Here is a 16,457-nt window from a genome sequence, read left to right as displayed (position 1 = left end):
TTTCTCCAATTTTAAATTCCTTCGAAGTATTTTTAAAGATGCTTAAATGCGAGTAACTATATGATTAAGTGGATCGTATTAGCGATTTTTGTAATATCTGCATTGTATATCCAACATCGCGGCAAAGTGCGTCACTCGTTTTATCGTCAATTTTTTGACCATTCAACCTTGCTCGCACCGATTAACTTTTTAATGTACATCTTTTCAAAGGTACCGAATCAGCCTTATATCGACACTCAACACTTTAAAGATTTAAAAGTGTTAGATGAAAATTGGGAAATGATTCGAGATGAAGCGAAAGCTTTATATGACCAAGGCGGGATTAAAGCTTCGAGTACCTATAACGACTTAGGTTTCAACTCGTTCTTTAAAACAGGTTGGAAACGTTTTTACCTGAAATGGTATGAGTCGAGCCATCCTTCGGCAGCTGAGCTTTGTCCAAAAACGACAGCTTTACTGAAAACATTACCGACCATTAAAGCGGCAATGTTTACCGAACTTGCTCCTGATAGCCGCTTGGTTAGACACCGTGACCCATACGCAGGTTCACTTCGTTATCACTTGGGTTTGATTACACCAAATGATGATCGTTGTTTTATTGATGTCGATGGTGAAAGATACTCTTGGCGTGACGGTCAAAGCGTTGTGTTTGATGAAACGTATATTCACTATGCTGAAAATAAGACTGATCAAAACCGTATTATTTTCTTTGCAGACGTTGAGCGTCCAATGAAAGTGAAATGGATGGAACGTTTTAATCATTGGTTTGGTCGTAACGTGATGACTGCTGCAAGTTCACCGAATGAAACAGGTGACCAAACGGGTGGTTTAAATAAAGCATTTGGCTATGTGTACCAAATTCGTATTAAAGCAAAAGCATTAAAAGCGAAAAACCGTAAGTTATATTACTTCTTGAAATGGTTCCTCATGCTTGGGATTTTCTTCCTGATTTTTGTGCGACCATATGTATTTTAATCAAAACGCCCGAAAGGGCGTTTTTTATTGTGATTATTTAAATAATTTAGATTTATTTTTATGCATTTAAAACGCTGATTATTAGCGTAGGGAGTATTTTGTTTAAAATTTTAGGTGAATTTTATATTAATTATTGGGATCATAATGCGACTGGTAAATATATACCTTTCTTGTACTTAATAAATTTTAAAAATTTGCGTGGAATATAAATGAATACGGTGATGAAACAAGCTTTAATAATAACTACATTCAGTGCAGCAGTAATATTGACTGGATGTGGTAAATCTAAGCCAGAGCCAAAATCAAAAACAGAAAAAGTTGAGGCAATTTCGGATTGGAGCTGTACGCATCCTGACAATTTAAATCAGATTCAAACTTCTTTGAAAAAAGAATATTTGAAGCAAATTGAGCGTAGCTTAAGACAAAGTCAATATCAGGTTGATGCAGATATTCTTAATAAAATTAATCAAGGTTTGAAGTTTGAAATTAAAAATATTCGTACTTTACCGTTAGAAGATGAAAGCCAAAAAAATACACAGTTAAGTTGTCAAAGCCAATTGGTCGTTTCATTTCCTAAAGGTTTACAAAAACGTGCGGAAAAAGCATATATTGAAGAACTGCGTCACTCTAATGAAGAATCGCAAACGCTTAATGATTATTTTTCGGATAATGAATCATCTTTGACTCTTGAAAATGATCAATTGAAAGGTGAATTTTTCTATAACATTACAAAAACGGATAAAGAGGGGTTGGTGTTTGACTTGCCAAGCCAAAACACTGTGATTGAAGGGTTGGTTTTTGTTGCCACTAAAGCTGTGCAATATGCGGCTTATGTTAAAGAAAATGAGTTGATTGACGAAAATATTGAAGAAAATCGACAAATGTCTGAACAAAATAATGAAGAGCAGACTGCTTTGGCTCAAGAAGCCATGGATGTTCGTAAAAAAGAATTGGATAGCGACAAAGCGAAGCAAGTGGAACGCTTAAATCAGACTTGGGATAAATTGAGCGCTGAGAGAAAAACTCAATTTAAACAAGATCAATCGGATTGGTTTAAAAAACGTGATGTTGAATGCAAAGTACTGGCACAAAAAAGTGTGGAAGAAATTCCCGAAAAGGACTTAGAAACTTACCAAAAGCAATCCGATTATTGGAATGCTGATATGCGTAAGCAAAATCAAGAGATGCAATATACACAGTGCTTTATTCAAAAAACTGCAGAGCGAACAGTTTATTTAAATAATTTAAACTAATCTGAAACCCTCTATAAGTGCTTGGTCAATCGTGTTGAAATAGATGGGATTGACCAATCTTTAGTAAGCTCGAAAGGGATTTTTTATAGAATAAATTCGATAAATTGTTTTTGTGACTCATTTCACAGTGCTGGCAATTTGTTACAACTATTAAAAGCCAACGCATAATTTTGATTCTACAATTGCTCCGTTTTTTCGAAGACTGGTTAGCGGAAGTAGGTTTCAAAATGGCTCATGCTCATCACGTAGCTCATGCACATGTTCACCATATTAAATTGAGAAAAGAAGAAAGTTCTCAGGGTGACTTAAAAACGAAAGCGATGTTAAACAAAGCTTCGGCTGAGACTAAAAAGCATAGCCGATCGACTTCTAAAAGACATAAGGTAGAAGACCAAAATATCGATCTGCATAAGTTCTCAAGCAAACTTGAAAGCATGTCAGCAAAGCACAGTAAAGAAAAATGCGCCAAGAATATCCGTATTGCTTTACAGGCTGCTGGTGCAGATGTTTCAAAGCATCCAGTAGCTGCATCTGACTGGGGGCATACTCTAGAAAAGAACGGCTATAAGAAAATTAAACCAGCATTCAACCGTCCTCAAGAAGGCGATATTTATATTATTGAGCGAACAAGTGGCCACACATATGGTCACATTGCGGGATATACAGGGAATGGCTGGTTCTCAGATTTTCGTCAAAAAACCTATGCGGTGTATAAAGAAAAAGACGTGAAGTACAGTTACTATCGTCTCGATTCTTAAAGACCTACGACATACTTTGTCGGTCTACTTTGTCATCCCTTGTCAAATTTAGGTTCTGGCACAGTAAAGCACTTGAAAAGTAAGGATGAAAACATCACATTAGGTATTCAGTATTAAGCCATGCATGCCAATAGTGAATCAAAACGCTCGTCCTCATATTGAAAAAATTTTAGCCCATATGACCCAGCTTCCAGGCGTTTATAAAATGCTAGGGAAAGATGGTGAGTTGTTATATGTGGGCAAAGCGAAAAACCTAAAAAATCGGGTATCGAGTTATTTTGTTAAAACCATTGAACATCCGAAAACTCAGGCTTTAGTTGCGCGAATTTATGATATTGAAACGCTTGTCACGCGTTCAGAAACTGAAGCGCTGCTTTTAGAACAAAACTTAATTAAACAACATCGTCCGCCTTATAACATCATGTTGCGAGACGACAAGTCATACGTCTATATCTTTGTATCGGCAGATAAACCGTATCCACGAATTGCCAGTGGACGTGGCAAAGGTAAGCACCAAATTGGTAAATTCTTTGGACCTTATCCAAGTGCTTATAGTGCGCGAGATACCTTACTGGTTTTACAAAAACTTTTTAATGTCCGTCAGTGTGAAAATAGTTACTTTTCACAGCGCAAACGTCCATGTTTGCAATATCAAATCAAACGTTGTTCGGCCCCGTGTGTAGGCTTAGTTTCACCAGAAGATTACAAAGATGATGTGAATAACAGTATTCGTTTCTTACAAGGTGACACCAAAGAATTAAACCAAGAGCTGATTGCGAAAATGGAGCAGGCAGCGGCAGATCTTGAATTTGAAAAAGCTGTTTTTTATCGGGATCGATTATCTTTACTCCGTGAAGTACAGGCACAACAAGCTGTTTTCAAAGTGAAAGGTGAGGCTGATATTTTGGCAATTGCCTATCAGGCTGGCGTGACATGTGTGCAGATTATGCATGTACGTAATGGACGTATGCTAGGCGGTAAAAGCTATTTCCCTGACATGTTAGGCGATGACCTTGGTCAAATGCTGAGTGACTTTATGGCAAACTTTTACTTTCAGGTTGCCGATGAAGTACCAAGCGAACTGATTGTGAATACTGCCTTACCTGACCGTAAAGAGTTGGAAGAAGCCTTAGCACAGCAATTTGGAAAGAAAGTCCACATTAAGAGCAGTGTACGAGAAACACGTGCTGAATGGTTAGAACTTGCCGAAATGAATGTTCAGCATGCGATTAAAGGGCAGTTGAGTAACCACTTAGAACTCAATGAGCGTTTCCACCAGCTTGAGCAGGTGGTTGGCCGTCCAATTGATCGTATCGAGTGTTTTGATATTAGTCATACCATGGGAGAAGCACCGATCGCATCATGCGTAGTGTTCGACCAAGGCGGTGCACGTAAACGGGACTACCGACAATTTGCCATTCAAGATATTACCGCGGGCGATGATTATGCTGCGATGCGACAAGCTTTAACGCGTCGCTATAAAAAGGCGATGCTGCCTGACTTGCTTTTAATTGATGGTGGTAAAGGTCAACTTCATATGGCCATGGAAGTGATGCAAGAGCTTGGGCTTGAAGCTTTCATGATTGGTGTATCAAAGGGTGAAGGACGTAAACCGGGACTTGAAACGCTTCATTTTACTGACGGTACAAAAATTCAGTTACCCGAAGATAATAAGGCACTACATTTGATTCAACAGGTGCGTGATGAAGCTCACCGTTTTGCCATTACCAAACACCGAGCTAAGCGTGATAAACGCCGTAGTACCTCAGTTTTAGAGGCAATTCCGGGTTTAGGACCAAAACGCCGTCGAGATTTGTTAACACATTTTGGTGGGATTCAAGGCGTGTTAAAAGCATCGGAAAAAGAGTTGACTGTGGTACCGGGATTAGGTGAAGTGATGGCAAGAACGATTTATAAAATTTTGCATGAGTAGCCACGTATTTAAAATTTGAGTGACAAAAGCGCTCGTAAATTAATAGCTGAATGATCATTCACATGATGGTCAAAATAATGAAAGATACTTCCTAATCACGCACATGACTTAGGGATATGCATGTCATTATTACAGCTATTTGAAGATGTAAAACAAAATGAATGGATTGATATACCCGCAGGGTGGTTACAGGGGCGAACGGTTTTTGGCGGCCTTGTTGCTGGGCTATTAATGCAAAAAGCATACTCCCATATTCAAGATTCAAATAAAAGATTATTAAGTTGTAGTGTTACTTTTGTGGGTCCTGTACAGCAAGGTTCTGCCCGATTGACTATTGAAGTTTTAAGAGAGGGGAAGTCAGTCACTACGCTTGAGGCACGCTTATGGCAAGATGGTGCAGTACAAACCATTTTGGTTGCAAGTTTTGGGGCACCTCGTGTATCGAGTATTGAGGTAAAACAAGAACCCGTTGCTCCTGTATATGTGCAGCCTGAAAATTTATTTGTTATTCCTTTTGCCAAACATATGCCTGAATGCTTTCAGCATTTCGAAGTCTGTTGGGCTGAGGGTAATTATCCAGTGACAGCAAGTGAACATCCGGACTTTGGTGGTTGGTCAAGGTTCTCCCCAAAGCAACATGAAAATCGTCAACTAACATTGCCTGATTTGATTGTTCTTATGGATATTTGGCCGCCGGGTGTTTTGCCCATGTTTAAGCAAGTTGCGCCTGCAAGTTCTTTAACATGGCATATTACTTATATGAACCCAGTCCAGCATCAATTGTGTGACTGGTTTAAATATAAAGTCGTCACAGAACATGCAGCTGAGGGTTATTCCACAGAATATGCATATCTTTGGGACCAAAGTGATCATTTAATTGCAATTTTGCGGCAAACTGTTACGGTATTTACCTAAGCAATCCACTTTCTCGATTCACATATTTCGTATAAAGTGGCTGTTACAGATAGATACAATATTGAAGTATGTGTCTTTGTCTGTTAAAAGATGCGTGAAGACTAAATTGGCGGTGTTTATGACCACAGGGCGAATCCTGAATATCCCAAATATCCTAACTTTGGCGCGTATCGCGCTTATTCCTGTATTTTTGGTGATTGCATATTGGCCGCCTGCAATAGGTATTGGTGAGCATGTAGGAAGTATGACTCGTCATATTATCTTGACTGCAATTTTTGTGCTGGCTGCTGTAACCGATTGGTTTGACGGTTATCTAGCACGAACGTTAAACCAGACTTCAGCATTTGGCCGATTCCTAGACCCGGTTGCAGATAAACTGATGGTCGCAGCTGCACTTATTGTTCTAGTGCAGTGGAAACCTACCATTGCGATGGCTTTTGCTGCAATTGTTATTATTTCACGGGAAATTACTGTTTCTGCTTTACGTGAGTGGATGGCAGAACTTGGTGCGCGAACCAGTGTAGCAGTGTCAACTGTAGGTAAATATAAAACCGCATTTCAAATGATTGCGATTAGTGTATTCCTACTGAATTGGCAGCCTTTAGAAATGCTGGCTTATGCTTTGTTATATACCGCAGTCATTCTGACTTTGTGGTCAATGTTTATTTATTTAAAAGCCGCGTGGCCATATCTAAAGCAGCCATAAACCCAAATAAGATTCTAAAAAGCCTTTCCTTGAGAAAGGCTTTTTTTATTGCAAAGTGCCAGAATAGAGTGACTCTCGCAATTGGTGTGGTTAATAAATATCATTGGCAAAAAGGGCGTAAACTGGCATTGTTAGCTTGGGAGATGGCTAAGCAGCAAGGGGAGATTGCATGACACTAGATTTATTTTCTCCGGAACCTTGTTCAAACTTATTGCCTTATGATGGTGAGGTTCAGGATTATGGATGTATTTTAACTGCCGAAGAAGCTGAACAATATTTTCATTATTTGTACCACCATTTGGCGTGGCGACATGATGAAGCGAAGCTATATGGCAAGCACTTTATAACACCTCGTAAAGTTGCTTGGTATGGAGATGAGCATTATCGATATAAATATTCTGGTGTCTTTCGTGATTCTTTACCGTGGGACAAAGCACTTGCTCAGCTAAAACAGCAAGTAGAGCAGATACTTTCAGAAAAATTTAATTCTTGCTTGGCAAATCTTTATGAAGACGGAACTCAAGGAATGGCTTGGCATAGTGATTCGGATGTGTCTTTAGCTAGAACCACTACAATTGCCTCTTTAAGTTTTGGAGCAACGCGGAAGTTCTCTTTTAGGCATATTCAAACTAAAGAAAAAGTTGAGATGTGGTTACAACCGGGTCAACTTATTGTGATGCGTGGTGAGACTCAACAATATTGGCAACACCGTTTAAATCGTTCAACCAAGATTTTACAACCACGGATTAACCTGACTTTTCGTCAGTTCAAATTTTCATAAGTTTTTTCTAAAAATTGGGCAAGAAAAAAGCCCATGATGGCAACATGAGCTTATTCCTCTGAGGGAGAGCCTACTATTGATGAGCTGCTGATGAAAAGAATCATCAATAGGTGCTAAAATCATAATATGAGAATATTTGAATATTTTCAATGCTTCAAAGTGTAAGAAAACTTTAAATTATCAAAAATATTATTTTAGATCTCGCCCTTTTCTGAAAGTTCCATAAAACGCTGCTCAATCAATGCCGCGTTTTCTTGCAAAATTTCAATCAACTTTTCAATATTTAAAAAATCAAAGCGGTTCTTTGATGCGACTAACGTTAAAGCCAAAGGAACTTCTTTACTCGAAAAACGAACGGGTACAGCAAGTCCTGAAACATTCGGGTCAATCTCGCCTTGCGAGAAATAGAAGCCTTGTTTTTTTATTTTACGCATACGTTGAATAAAGCTAGGTTCGTCTACAGCAAAACCTGATTCAGACAGCTCATGTTGAAAACGTTCATAGTAGTCATGCATGCGTTGTTTGCTTAAATGTGAAACCATCGTTTTTGGTGAAGCCCCAACATAAATTGGGCGTGGGCAGCCTCGACCATATGAAAGTAATTCAGTATCTTTAAAAATCTCATGATGAATATCAATGCAGTAGTCATCATTTAAATAGGTGAGTAAACAGCAAAGTTCAGTACGCTCTACAATATTTCGCATAAATGGCGTGCTGATTTGGACCAATGGATCGGTTGTTCTAGATACATAGTCAAGAACTGCTATTTTTGAGCCTAAAGTGTAATCGCCAGAAGTACCATTAATACGTTTTAATAAGTCGGCTGATACGAGTTCTTTCAGATAACGGTAGCTGGTCGGTTTAGACAAGCCAAGTTCTTCGCAAATAATATCGACATTAATCACTGGTCGTGAAACGGAAAATAAATCCAGTACGGTTAAAATTTTGCCAAAACTTGAAATTGCCATGATGTCTTATTCGTATCCTTAATAAACGGGTCACACTTGAGTTCTTATAACAGAAAAATTGAAGCTTTGTCTCAATTCCAAGATAACTGCCTGATTTAAATATTTTACGCTCAGAATCAGAAAAGTTCTCTTGATTCACACATCATATATGATTAACTAAAAACATATCAAATTATCAAATAAAGATATTTTAGTTGACTAAATCACTTTAATTTGAAAAAATTGTGCAACAAAATATCTAATCGAGAAAGTGGTTTATTCTGCCGGCTTTCTCGATGTCTCTTCTTTCCTAAGCTTGGTCGTATAAATAGCGGTCAAACTGAAATCATCTCGGTACATCATGCAGAGATGTAGGAAAAATCATTGTATTGAAGGATGCTCTCATTAACTCATTTGTCTTATAGACAAATGACAAAGTCGTATTGTCTTTTTTTAAAAGCAAATGGACACTGATGAGCATGCTCATCAGTTCAAATCTATATTTGAGATGAGTTCATGTTATTAAAGCAAATACTGGCTTTCCGCCCGAGTAAGCTTGATCTAATTTTTGCAATAAAGACATTTATTGCCGGTATGTTGGCATTATTTGTTTCGTTCGAATTAGACCTGATTAATCCAATGTGGTCGATCGGTACCGTCCTGATTATCGCCAATCCTTATTCGGGTATGGTGTCGTCTAAGTGTGTTTATCGTTTATTGGGAACGGTAGGCGGGGCCATTATTGCCTTAACCATTACTCCGCATCTGATTAATACGCCGTGGATCTTTACGGTTGTGTTATCACTATGGGTGGGCTTTGCGCTTTATGTGTCTTTATTAGACCGTACTCCTCGCAGTTATGCATTTATGTTGGCAGGTTATTCAACCGCAATGATTGTGTATAACGCGATTACTTATATTGATCAGTACAATATTTTTGATATTGCTTTGGCTCGTGTACTTGAGATTTCAATTGGTGTCATTTCGAGTGCGGTTGTGTCTGCGACTATTTTGCCCATGCATATTGGTTCGGCAATCAAACAGCGTGTAACGAAAACCCTCAAAGATACAGAAAACCTGTTTGCTAATTTGTTAAATGCAGATCAACAGCAAAACAATACACAGCTTTTAGCTGCTATTACTCGTGATACGACCGATATTCATGCTCTGGCAGTTCATTTGAGCTATGAAAAAGGTGAGTTGCATGGGATGACCAAACCTTTGCAAGAAATGCTCCATCAAATGTCGATGGTGGTTGCGAACTTGGTTGCCTTATCTGAACGAATTAAACAGTTACAAGAACTGCATTTTATTGAAAGTCATTCAGATAAATTAAAGCAGCTTTCAGGGCATGTGATTCATTTTCTGGAACAAAAAGATCAGATGACTGATGAAAATATTCTGCAGTTACCTGACGAGTTTGAAAATGATTTCTTGAACTTAAATGATTCGGCTTCTGAACATCAGCAAGTGTTATTGGCTGCAATGAAAATGGATGTGCGTCATTTCATTAGTAATGTTTTAGCTGTAAAAGTTTTATGGCAACGCATCAAGCAAGGTAATAAAGAGATTCCAGATAACATTACCCCAATGACTACGACCTATCCAAGTTTACACCGAGATCATGGTGTGGCAGTCAGAGGTGGTATTAGTGCAGTGCTGATTACATTTATTGTGACTGGTGTGTGGATTCTTTCTGGCTGGAAAGCTGGGTTCATGATGGCACAGATCGGTGCAGTCACTGCCTGTATCTTAACAGCACTAGATAACCCGGTTCCTGTCTTACGTATTTTTATATGGGGCAGTGTGGCTTCGGCGGTTTTAGTTTTTATTTACGCGTTTGGTATTTTTCCTCATGTCACAACATTTTGGGAACTTGGACTCGTTTTATTACCAATGTTCTTGTTTGCGGTTTCCATGATGGCGAATCAGGCACTCATGCCAGTCGGGATGGTGCTAGGTATTAATACCATGATGGGGCTGAACTTGCACAATGCTTACAGCATGGACGCAGTGTCTTACCTAGACAGTTCATTTGGTATGGTCATGGGCGTATTGGTGTCATTAGTCGTTATTGATGTTGTGCGTGCCATGTCACCCGATACCAGTGCAAACCGTATTTTGGCTTTACATTACCGTGCGATGCGTCAAGCCATATACATTCCTTATGGTATTGAATTTAAAGTTCACTTACGGGGGATGTTAGACCGTGTTGGTGTCTTAAATACTAAAATGGTTCAGTCAGAAGAGATTAAAAAATCTATTCAACAGGCTTTAGTTGAATCAAGTGCGATCATTGATTTAAGCCGACTACAAGAGCTAGCAAATCAAGTTCCGATATCTTCGGAATTGGCCCATCACATTGGCCGTTTGCAACAAGATTTAGATGAGCTATTTAGAGCTAAAGAAAATGAAAAAGGTGAAAGTGATGTATTGGTACAGCACATTCACCAAACCTTATTTGAACTTAAACAACTTGCTTCAAATATTGAAGATATGACTCTGCGTCAAAGATTATTTATTTCACTAAATAATATTGCTTATAGCATGTGTCATGTTTCATCAAACCAAATGAATGCAGATCGTACGCTTACAGGAGCCACAGCGCATGGGTGAGTTTAATGTCTACGGTATTTACGTGCCTGCTTTGCTCGTCCAAGCCATTTTTGCATATATATGTTTTCGCTGGTTAAGTCCCTTAACCAACAAATGGATTGCACAAGGCTGGATTGCATTACCCAGTATTTTCAATTTGTGTTTTTACCTTTTACTACTTTTGGTGATACACCAAATTTTTGTTGGGTTAGGTGCTTAAAGATGATTGCCAGATTAAAGATTGAGTTAGGTGAGTAAAATGAATCAATTGGAGTTGAAAAAAGTCATCCGTCCAGTGATTTTGATTGTCGCATTAATGATTGCTGTCTATACCATTGTGCATTTATGGAACTACTATAATGCAGCGCCGTGGACACGTGATGGTCGAGTTCGTGGTGACGTTATTCAGGTCTCTTCAGATGTAGCAGGACTTGTAACGGAAGTATTGGTTCAAGATAACCAGACTGTAAAAAAAGGTCAGGTGCTTTTTAAAATTGATGTCTCTCGCCGAGCTTTAGATGTAGAGCAAGCAAAATCTGATTTGGCAAAAGCAAAAGCGGCCTATGCTCAAGCACAAGCAGGTCTAGCCCAAGCTAAAGCAAACTTGATTAAGTCGAGTACTAACATTAAGTTAGCCGAGAAAAACGCAAACCGTTATTCAAACTTAATGGATGGTGCGATTTCTAAGCAGGAACAAGATCAGGTCTTTGCAACTCGCGATCAATCACACGCGGAACATGAGCAACTCCAAGCTGCTATTCAACAAGCTGAAGCCACTATTAAACAGCAACAGGCACTGGTTGAAGCAGCAACAAGTAATTTACATTTAGCAGAACTCAATATGCACCGTGCGGCTGTTGTGGCGCCAGCAGATGGAACATTATCTAACTTTGATTTGCGTCCGGGTAATTATGTTCAAGTTGGACAAGCGGTTGCAGCATTGCTAGATCGTAAGCAGCTTTATGTTGTGGGATATTTTGAAGAAACAAAATTAGACCGTATTCATATTGGCGATGAAGCAACTGTGCAATTAATGGGTGATAGACAGAAAATTAAAGGCCATGTGCAGGGTATTGCATCGGGTATTGAAGACCGTGAGCGTTCAAGTAGTTCGAAACTGCTTGCAAATGTAAACCCGACATTTAGCTGGGTTCGTTTAGCGCAGCGTGTACCTGTAAAAATTGTATTAGACGAAGCACCAAAAAATGAGTTGGCTTTTGTGTCTGGCCGTACTGCTACAGTACATATTATTGAAAAATAAAAAGTTTAAATTTTTAAACTCAATAAAAAAGCATGTTTGAAACATGCTTTTTTATTTTATGGCGTTAAACCAACAGGATTGCGATACCAGCTCTGAATTAGCAAAGCCGCGGCAAAACTATCGGCTGATAACTTCTTGGCACGACCTTGTTCTTGATAAAAACCAAGTTCTTCTCTTGCCTCACGAGTGGTGAGCCGTTCATCGACCATCCACGTTTCAATATTGGTTTGATGGCGTAAGCGACGTGCAAACTTACGTGCCCGTGTTGAAAGTTCTGACTCGCTATCATCCATATTCAATGGAAGACCAACAATAAACAAATCAGGCTGCCACTCTTTCACAATTTTTAAAAGTTGGTCCCAGTTGGGAATACCATCTTTCATTACAAAAAGTGGTAATGGGTTAGCACTTTCAATTGCAGACTGACCAATCGCCATTCCCATCTTTTGAGTGCCAAAGTCAAAAGCCATAATTGATTTTGATTGCGTTGCGGTCATTAGGCGTGCCCGATTTCAGAAGCCAGCCATGTACGATCTACACCAATTTTTTTATAGGCTGCATCCCAACGATCATCGTACGGCAAGTTAAAAATCAGATCCATGTCGGCATCACAGATAAGCCAGTCACCACGAGCGATTTCATCTTCCAGCTGGTTTTTACCCCAACTCGCATAACCAAGGGCGATTTGGTAGCGGCCAACACCTTCGTTATGCGCAATCGCATCGAGAATATCTTTACTGGTGGTAATACAGACATTCTCACCCACAGCAATAGAAGAGTGCCATGTTGGTTGGCCTGTATGAAGAACAAAGCCTGCCTCAGGGCGTAAAGGACCACCTTGTAAAACCTCATGCGGATTTACATTGTCTGCATCAATGTCTAAATCATTGAGTAGCTCTTTAATTTGGATACCGGCAGGGCGATTGATAATAATACCTTGGGCACCTTCTTCGTCATGACGGGCAAGATAAATTACTGTATTTGCAAAAAAGTCATCTGCCATTTCTGGCGGGGCAATCAGACAACGGTGAGTCATATATTGTTTGGTCACCTAAGCGGTTCTCCCTCAAAAAATGTCGCTATAGGGTCTCTCGACCCTTTTTATCTATATAGGTTCTTTTTATCAACATACAAGAGTTAATCGGATTTCGCCAATCTTTTTCTCTCATTTTCTTTATTAAGTTGAAGAAGCCTGAAATTTAAGTTGACGTAATTGTTTAGCATGCTGCAAGGTTGTTTCATTAATTTCAACACCTCCGGACATGCGCGCTAACTCGGAAATAATTTGTTTTTCATCAAGTTGTACAATAGTACTACTTGCCGGATCAGTTTGTTGTTTTTTGACTAACAAATGTTGATCGGATTGTGCAGCCACCTGTGCTTGGTGGGTAATACATAAAAGTTGGACATGCTGAGCCAAGTCGGCCAATAAACGTCCAACCACTTCAGCTGTACCACCACTAATTCCGACATCAATCTCGTCAAATACCAAAACTTCTGCTTCGGTCTTTTCAGCATTCATGACTTGCATAACGAGTGCAATACGAGAAAGCTCACCACCAGATGCTACACGTGCCAATGGTTGAGGAGGTATGCCTTTATTGGCAGTAAATAAAAGTTGAATAAAACTTAAACCTTCTGCATTTGGTTGTTCTAATGGTTCAAACTTAAACTCAAAATGTGCCTCAGGCAGCGCTAAAGGTTTAACCTGTTCAGTTAATTGTTTTGCAAGTGGAGCAGCAGCTTCACGACGAATATTATCCAAATGCTGGGCTTTTTCTAAAAATTCTTGATGTGACTTTTCTACTTGTTCAGCCAGAGTTTCAGGGTCTTCTAACTGATGTAATTGCTCAAGCTCACTTTGCCAAGTTTCGTACTCTTCTTTCAGTGTTTCTGGTTGAGTACGGTATTTACGAGCAAGTCGATGGAAAACCTCTAGCTTGGAGTTCAGTTCTTCCATCCGTTCAGGATCGAAACTCTGACGGTCAATAAATTGACGTAAATTTGATGTGGCATCATCAATTTCACTTTGCGCATTTAATAACGAATTATAAATTTCGGAAAGCTGCTCACTACGCCCCGCATGAGACTCTAGGCGGCGAATGATCGACGACATTTCTTGAGTAATGTTTTGTTCAGCTTCATCAAGCGCATTTAGACTATAGCTACAGTCTTGCATGATATGTTCATGATGACTGAGGCGATCGAACTCTTGCTCGATTTCTTTGTAATCGGTTTGAATGACTTCCTCAAGCTCTTCAATTTGTAACTCTAAGGTCGCAATACGTTGAAGACGGGTCGCTTGAGCATCGAGCGCAGCCTGATGCTGGCGGATATTACGCTGCCAGGTGCTATAGGCCTCACGAACATCGTTTGCTTCTACATAAAAATTGTTATAACGGTCTAACCAATGCTTTGGATAAGGTGGTTCAAGAAGCTGTTGCTGGCTGTGCTGGCTATATAATTGAACCAATAAACGACCTAATTCTTTAAGCTCAGAGAGACTACTTGGGCGGCCATTCACCCATGCTTTACTACGACCAGTTGCAAAAATAACACGACGTAAATGAATTTCCCCAGAGTCATCATCTAGCTCATGATCTTGTAGCCATTTTGCTTCTGGGCTATTGTCCTGATAAGTAAAAACAGCGGTGATATCCGCCTTGTCCGAACCATAGCGGACATAATTTGTATCTGTACGTTCCCCTAAGCAGGCAGAAAGTGCATCCAGTAATAATGATTTTCCGGCACCTGTCTCACCTGTTAGAACATTAAATCCTTGTTCTATATCAATAGCTAAATGATCAGCTAATGCAAAATTGATTAAAGTTAAATGTGTGAGCATAAACGCATCCAACGCGCCAAATTATGGGTTAAAGATAGAGAAGTTTTGAATTTGCTACAAGTGATCTATTATTCTAACTGAAATAATAGAACAGCAAGATTGCGGATCTTTACAATGAAAAAAACATTAAGCTTACCGAAAGCACCCATAGGAATGATGAACCGCCATAAAAAAATTAATCCTGCTGAAATGAATAAAATTTTAAATCAGCATTTTAATGCATTTAAACAGGCTGCCGCACAAGGCGATTATGCCAAAGCTTATCAGCATGTAAAAAAAGCGGTGAATCTAGTACCACAGCATCCAGGAGCATTATCTGATTTAGCTTATACTGAGCTGCGGTTACGCCGTTATGACGATGCATATCAACATTATATGCAAGCGATTCAAGCAAGTGGTTCCAACGTCAATACAAATTTATATGATGGGTTAACCGAAGTTTGTCATCATTTAGATAAAAAGGAAGAAAAAATCAAATTTGGGCGTTTAGCTATTTCAACCAAAAAAGAACTCACAAAGAATGAGTCTGCTTTAAATATATCTACTCATAAACCCGTGCCATTTAGCTCAAATCCACAAGAAAACATTATTACTTTTTCTTTATTTGGAGCAAATCCACGTTACTGTGAAACTTCAATTTTAAATACTAAGTTAGCTCAAGAGATATACCCAGAATGGACGTGTCGGTTCTATATAGATGATACCGTTCCCGAACTTGTGCAGCAGCGTTTACAAGAAAATGGCGCACAAGTGGTACAGGTGAGTGCCTCACAGAAACAATTATCTGGTTTATTTTGGCGCTTTTTAGTTATGGATGATCCAACCGTTAAGCGCTTTTTGATACGTGATGCTGACTCTATTGTGTCTTATCGTGAGAAAGCTGCCGTCGATGCTTGGCTCAAGAGTGATCAATGGTTTCATTTAATGAGAGATAGCTACTCTCATACTGAATTGATTTTGGCGGGTATGTGGGGTGGATGCTCAGGTATTTTTCATAATATTGAAGCACATATCAGAGATTATGTCGCCACTGGAAAGTATCCGGACAATCGGGTCATAGATCAGCATTATCTTCGTTATCGTGTTTGGCCGACTTTAAAACAAAGTGTGCTTGTGCATGACAGCCAGCAATTTGATGAAAATGGCGTCGATTTTCCGGCTTATGAGTCAGCTTCAATGCAAAATGACCCAGACAATTTTCATGTTGGCATGGATAATGGTTCACCAGTGGTTACAACTGCTGTGACACACCCAACTGCAGAGAAAGTTTATTGGGTTGTATTCGATGAAAATCACGATGAAGTTTGCAGATATGATGCAATAGTGTCGAAGAGTCGAAATATTGAAGTAAATTTACCCCACGCTTTTGCTAAAAAAATTCAGTTACAGCAGTGGAAATTACAAGTCTATCCGTATGAAAACTGATTGATTAGTTATTTAGGCACAATTAAACTACATTCATCATAATTTATATAAATGCGGCATTAT

15 protein-coding genes and 2 pseudogenes are annotated in these 16,457 nt (G+C 39.2%); 13 read left to right on the top strand and 4 right to left on the bottom strand.

What is annotated here, in order from left to right:
- The first annotated feature begins 60 nt into the window (after positions 1–60).
- The 9 genes and pseudogenes from lpxO to ACH8JV_RS04325 all read left to right on the top strand — a co-directional run bounded on the left by lpxO (position 61) and on the right by ACH8JV_RS04325 (position 7,321).
- Positions 61–975 (top strand): lipid A hydroxylase LpxO, encoded by a 915-nt coding sequence (lpxO, locus tag ACH8JV_RS04365; protein ID WP_004699120.1) that lies wholly within the window; start codon positions 61–63, stop codon positions 973–975.
- Between the two features lie 80 nt (positions 976–1,055).
- A pseudogene (locus ACH8JV_RS04360) lies at positions 1,056–1,188 on the top strand (hypothetical protein).
- The gene (locus ACH8JV_RS04355) at positions 1,185–2,228 is read left to right on the top strand and encodes a DUF1311 domain-containing protein (RefSeq protein WP_396519898.1); all 1,044 of its coding nucleotides are present in this window, start codon (positions 1,185–1,187) and stop codon (positions 2,226–2,228) included. The pseudogene ACH8JV_RS04360 and the gene ACH8JV_RS04355 overlap by 4 nt, the downstream one beginning before the upstream one ends.
- A 227-nt stretch (positions 2,229–2,455) precedes the next feature.
- Positions 2,456–2,986 (top strand): CHAP domain-containing protein, encoded by a 531-nt coding sequence (locus ACH8JV_RS04350; RefSeq protein ID WP_077162870.1) that lies wholly within the window; start codon positions 2,456–2,458, stop codon positions 2,984–2,986.
- Positions 2,987–3,119: 133 nt separating this feature from the next.
- Entirely contained in the window at positions 3,120–4,919 is a 1,800-nt protein-coding gene (uvrC, locus tag ACH8JV_RS04345) for an excinuclease ABC subunit UvrC (protein ID WP_396519896.1), read from the top strand.
- Positions 4,920–5,039: 120 nt separating this feature from the next.
- Positions 5,040–5,834, top strand: coding sequence for a thioesterase family protein (locus ACH8JV_RS04340; protein ID WP_396519894.1), 795 nt, complete (start codon positions 5,040–5,042; stop codon positions 5,832–5,834).
- Between the two features lie 118 nt (positions 5,835–5,952).
- On the top strand, positions 5,953–6,540 hold the full coding sequence (pgsA, locus tag ACH8JV_RS04335) for a CDP-diacylglycerol--glycerol-3-phosphate 3-phosphatidyltransferase (protein ID WP_002156973.1): 588 nt from the start codon (positions 5,953–5,955) through the stop codon (positions 6,538–6,540).
- Between the two features lie 62 nt (positions 6,541–6,602).
- Positions 6,603–6,713, top strand: a pseudogene (locus ACH8JV_RS04330) (cysteine methyltransferase); the annotation flags it as partial.
- Positions 6,710–7,321 (top strand): alpha-ketoglutarate-dependent dioxygenase AlkB, encoded by a 612-nt coding sequence (locus ACH8JV_RS04325; RefSeq protein ID WP_000171257.1) that lies wholly within the window; start codon positions 6,710–6,712, stop codon positions 7,319–7,321. The pseudogene ACH8JV_RS04330 and the gene ACH8JV_RS04325, both read left to right, overlap by 4 nt.
- 194 nt (positions 7,322–7,515) lie before the next feature.
- Here the strand turns inward: ACH8JV_RS04325 and ACH8JV_RS04320 are convergent, their stop codons facing one another.
- Positions 7,516–8,289 (bottom strand): IclR family transcriptional regulator, encoded by a 774-nt coding sequence (locus ACH8JV_RS04320; RefSeq protein WP_001018361.1) that lies wholly within the window; start codon positions 8,287–8,289, stop codon positions 7,516–7,518.
- Positions 8,290–8,784: 495 nt separating this feature from the next.
- On the opposite strand from ACH8JV_RS04320, the gene ACH8JV_RS04315 reads away from it, so the two are divergent.
- From ACH8JV_RS04315 to ACH8JV_RS04305, 3 genes are read left to right on the top strand one after another with little or no spacing between them, the layout of a single operon-like run.
- The gene (locus ACH8JV_RS04315) at positions 8,785–10,884 is read left to right on the top strand and encodes an FUSC family protein (RefSeq protein WP_396519892.1); all 2,100 of its coding nucleotides are present in this window, start codon (positions 8,785–8,787) and stop codon (positions 10,882–10,884) included.
- Positions 10,877–11,083, top strand: coding sequence for a DUF1656 domain-containing protein (locus tag ACH8JV_RS04310; protein ID WP_000503613.1), 207 nt, complete (start codon positions 10,877–10,879; stop codon positions 11,081–11,083). The genes ACH8JV_RS04315 and ACH8JV_RS04310 overlap by 8 nt, the downstream gene beginning before the upstream one ends.
- Before the next feature lie 39 nt (positions 11,084–11,122).
- A complete protein-coding gene (locus ACH8JV_RS04305; protein WP_001072475.1) occupies positions 11,123–12,124 on the top strand; it encodes an HlyD family secretion protein in 1,002 nt (333 codons plus the stop codon).
- Positions 12,125–12,180: 56 nt separating this feature from the next.
- Here ACH8JV_RS04305 and ruvX read toward each other — a convergent pair whose 3' ends face one another.
- The 3 genes from ruvX to recN all read right to left on the bottom strand — a co-directional run bounded on the left by ruvX (position 12,181) and on the right by recN (position 14,969).
- Positions 12,181–12,621: a Holliday junction resolvase RuvX gene (gene ruvX / locus ACH8JV_RS04300; RefSeq protein ID WP_000127528.1), complete on the bottom strand. Its 441-nt coding sequence runs from the start codon at positions 12,619–12,621 to the stop codon at positions 12,181–12,183.
- A complete protein-coding gene (locus tag ACH8JV_RS04295) occupies positions 12,621–13,175 on the bottom strand; it encodes a YqgE/AlgH family protein (RefSeq protein ID WP_001979301.1) in 555 nt (184 codons plus the stop codon). The genes ruvX and ACH8JV_RS04295 overlap by 1 nt, the downstream gene beginning before the upstream one ends.
- Positions 13,176–13,301: 126 nt before the next feature.
- Positions 13,302–14,969 carry a DNA repair protein RecN gene (gene recN, locus ACH8JV_RS04290; protein WP_396519890.1) on the bottom strand — a complete coding sequence of 556 codons (1,668 nt, stop codon included), beginning with the start codon at positions 14,967–14,969 and terminating at the stop codon, positions 13,302–13,304.
- Between the two features lie 114 nt (positions 14,970–15,083).
- On the opposite strand from recN, the gene ACH8JV_RS04285 reads away from it, so the two are divergent.
- The gene (locus ACH8JV_RS04285) at positions 15,084–16,394 is read left to right on the top strand and encodes a tetratricopeptide repeat protein (protein ID WP_396519888.1); all 1,311 of its coding nucleotides are present in this window, start codon (positions 15,084–15,086) and stop codon (positions 16,392–16,394) included.
- Positions 16,395–16,457 lie beyond the last annotated feature (63 nt).

It is taken from the genome of Acinetobacter sp. ABJ_C5_2, from assembly GCF_044538485.1.
In the GTDB taxonomy this organism is placed as follows: Bacteria; Pseudomonadota; Gammaproteobacteria; order Pseudomonadales; family Moraxellaceae; genus Acinetobacter; species Acinetobacter nosocomialis_A.
Note: the sequence above shows the minus strand (reverse complement) of the source record. Positions and strands in the feature narration are given on the sequence as shown.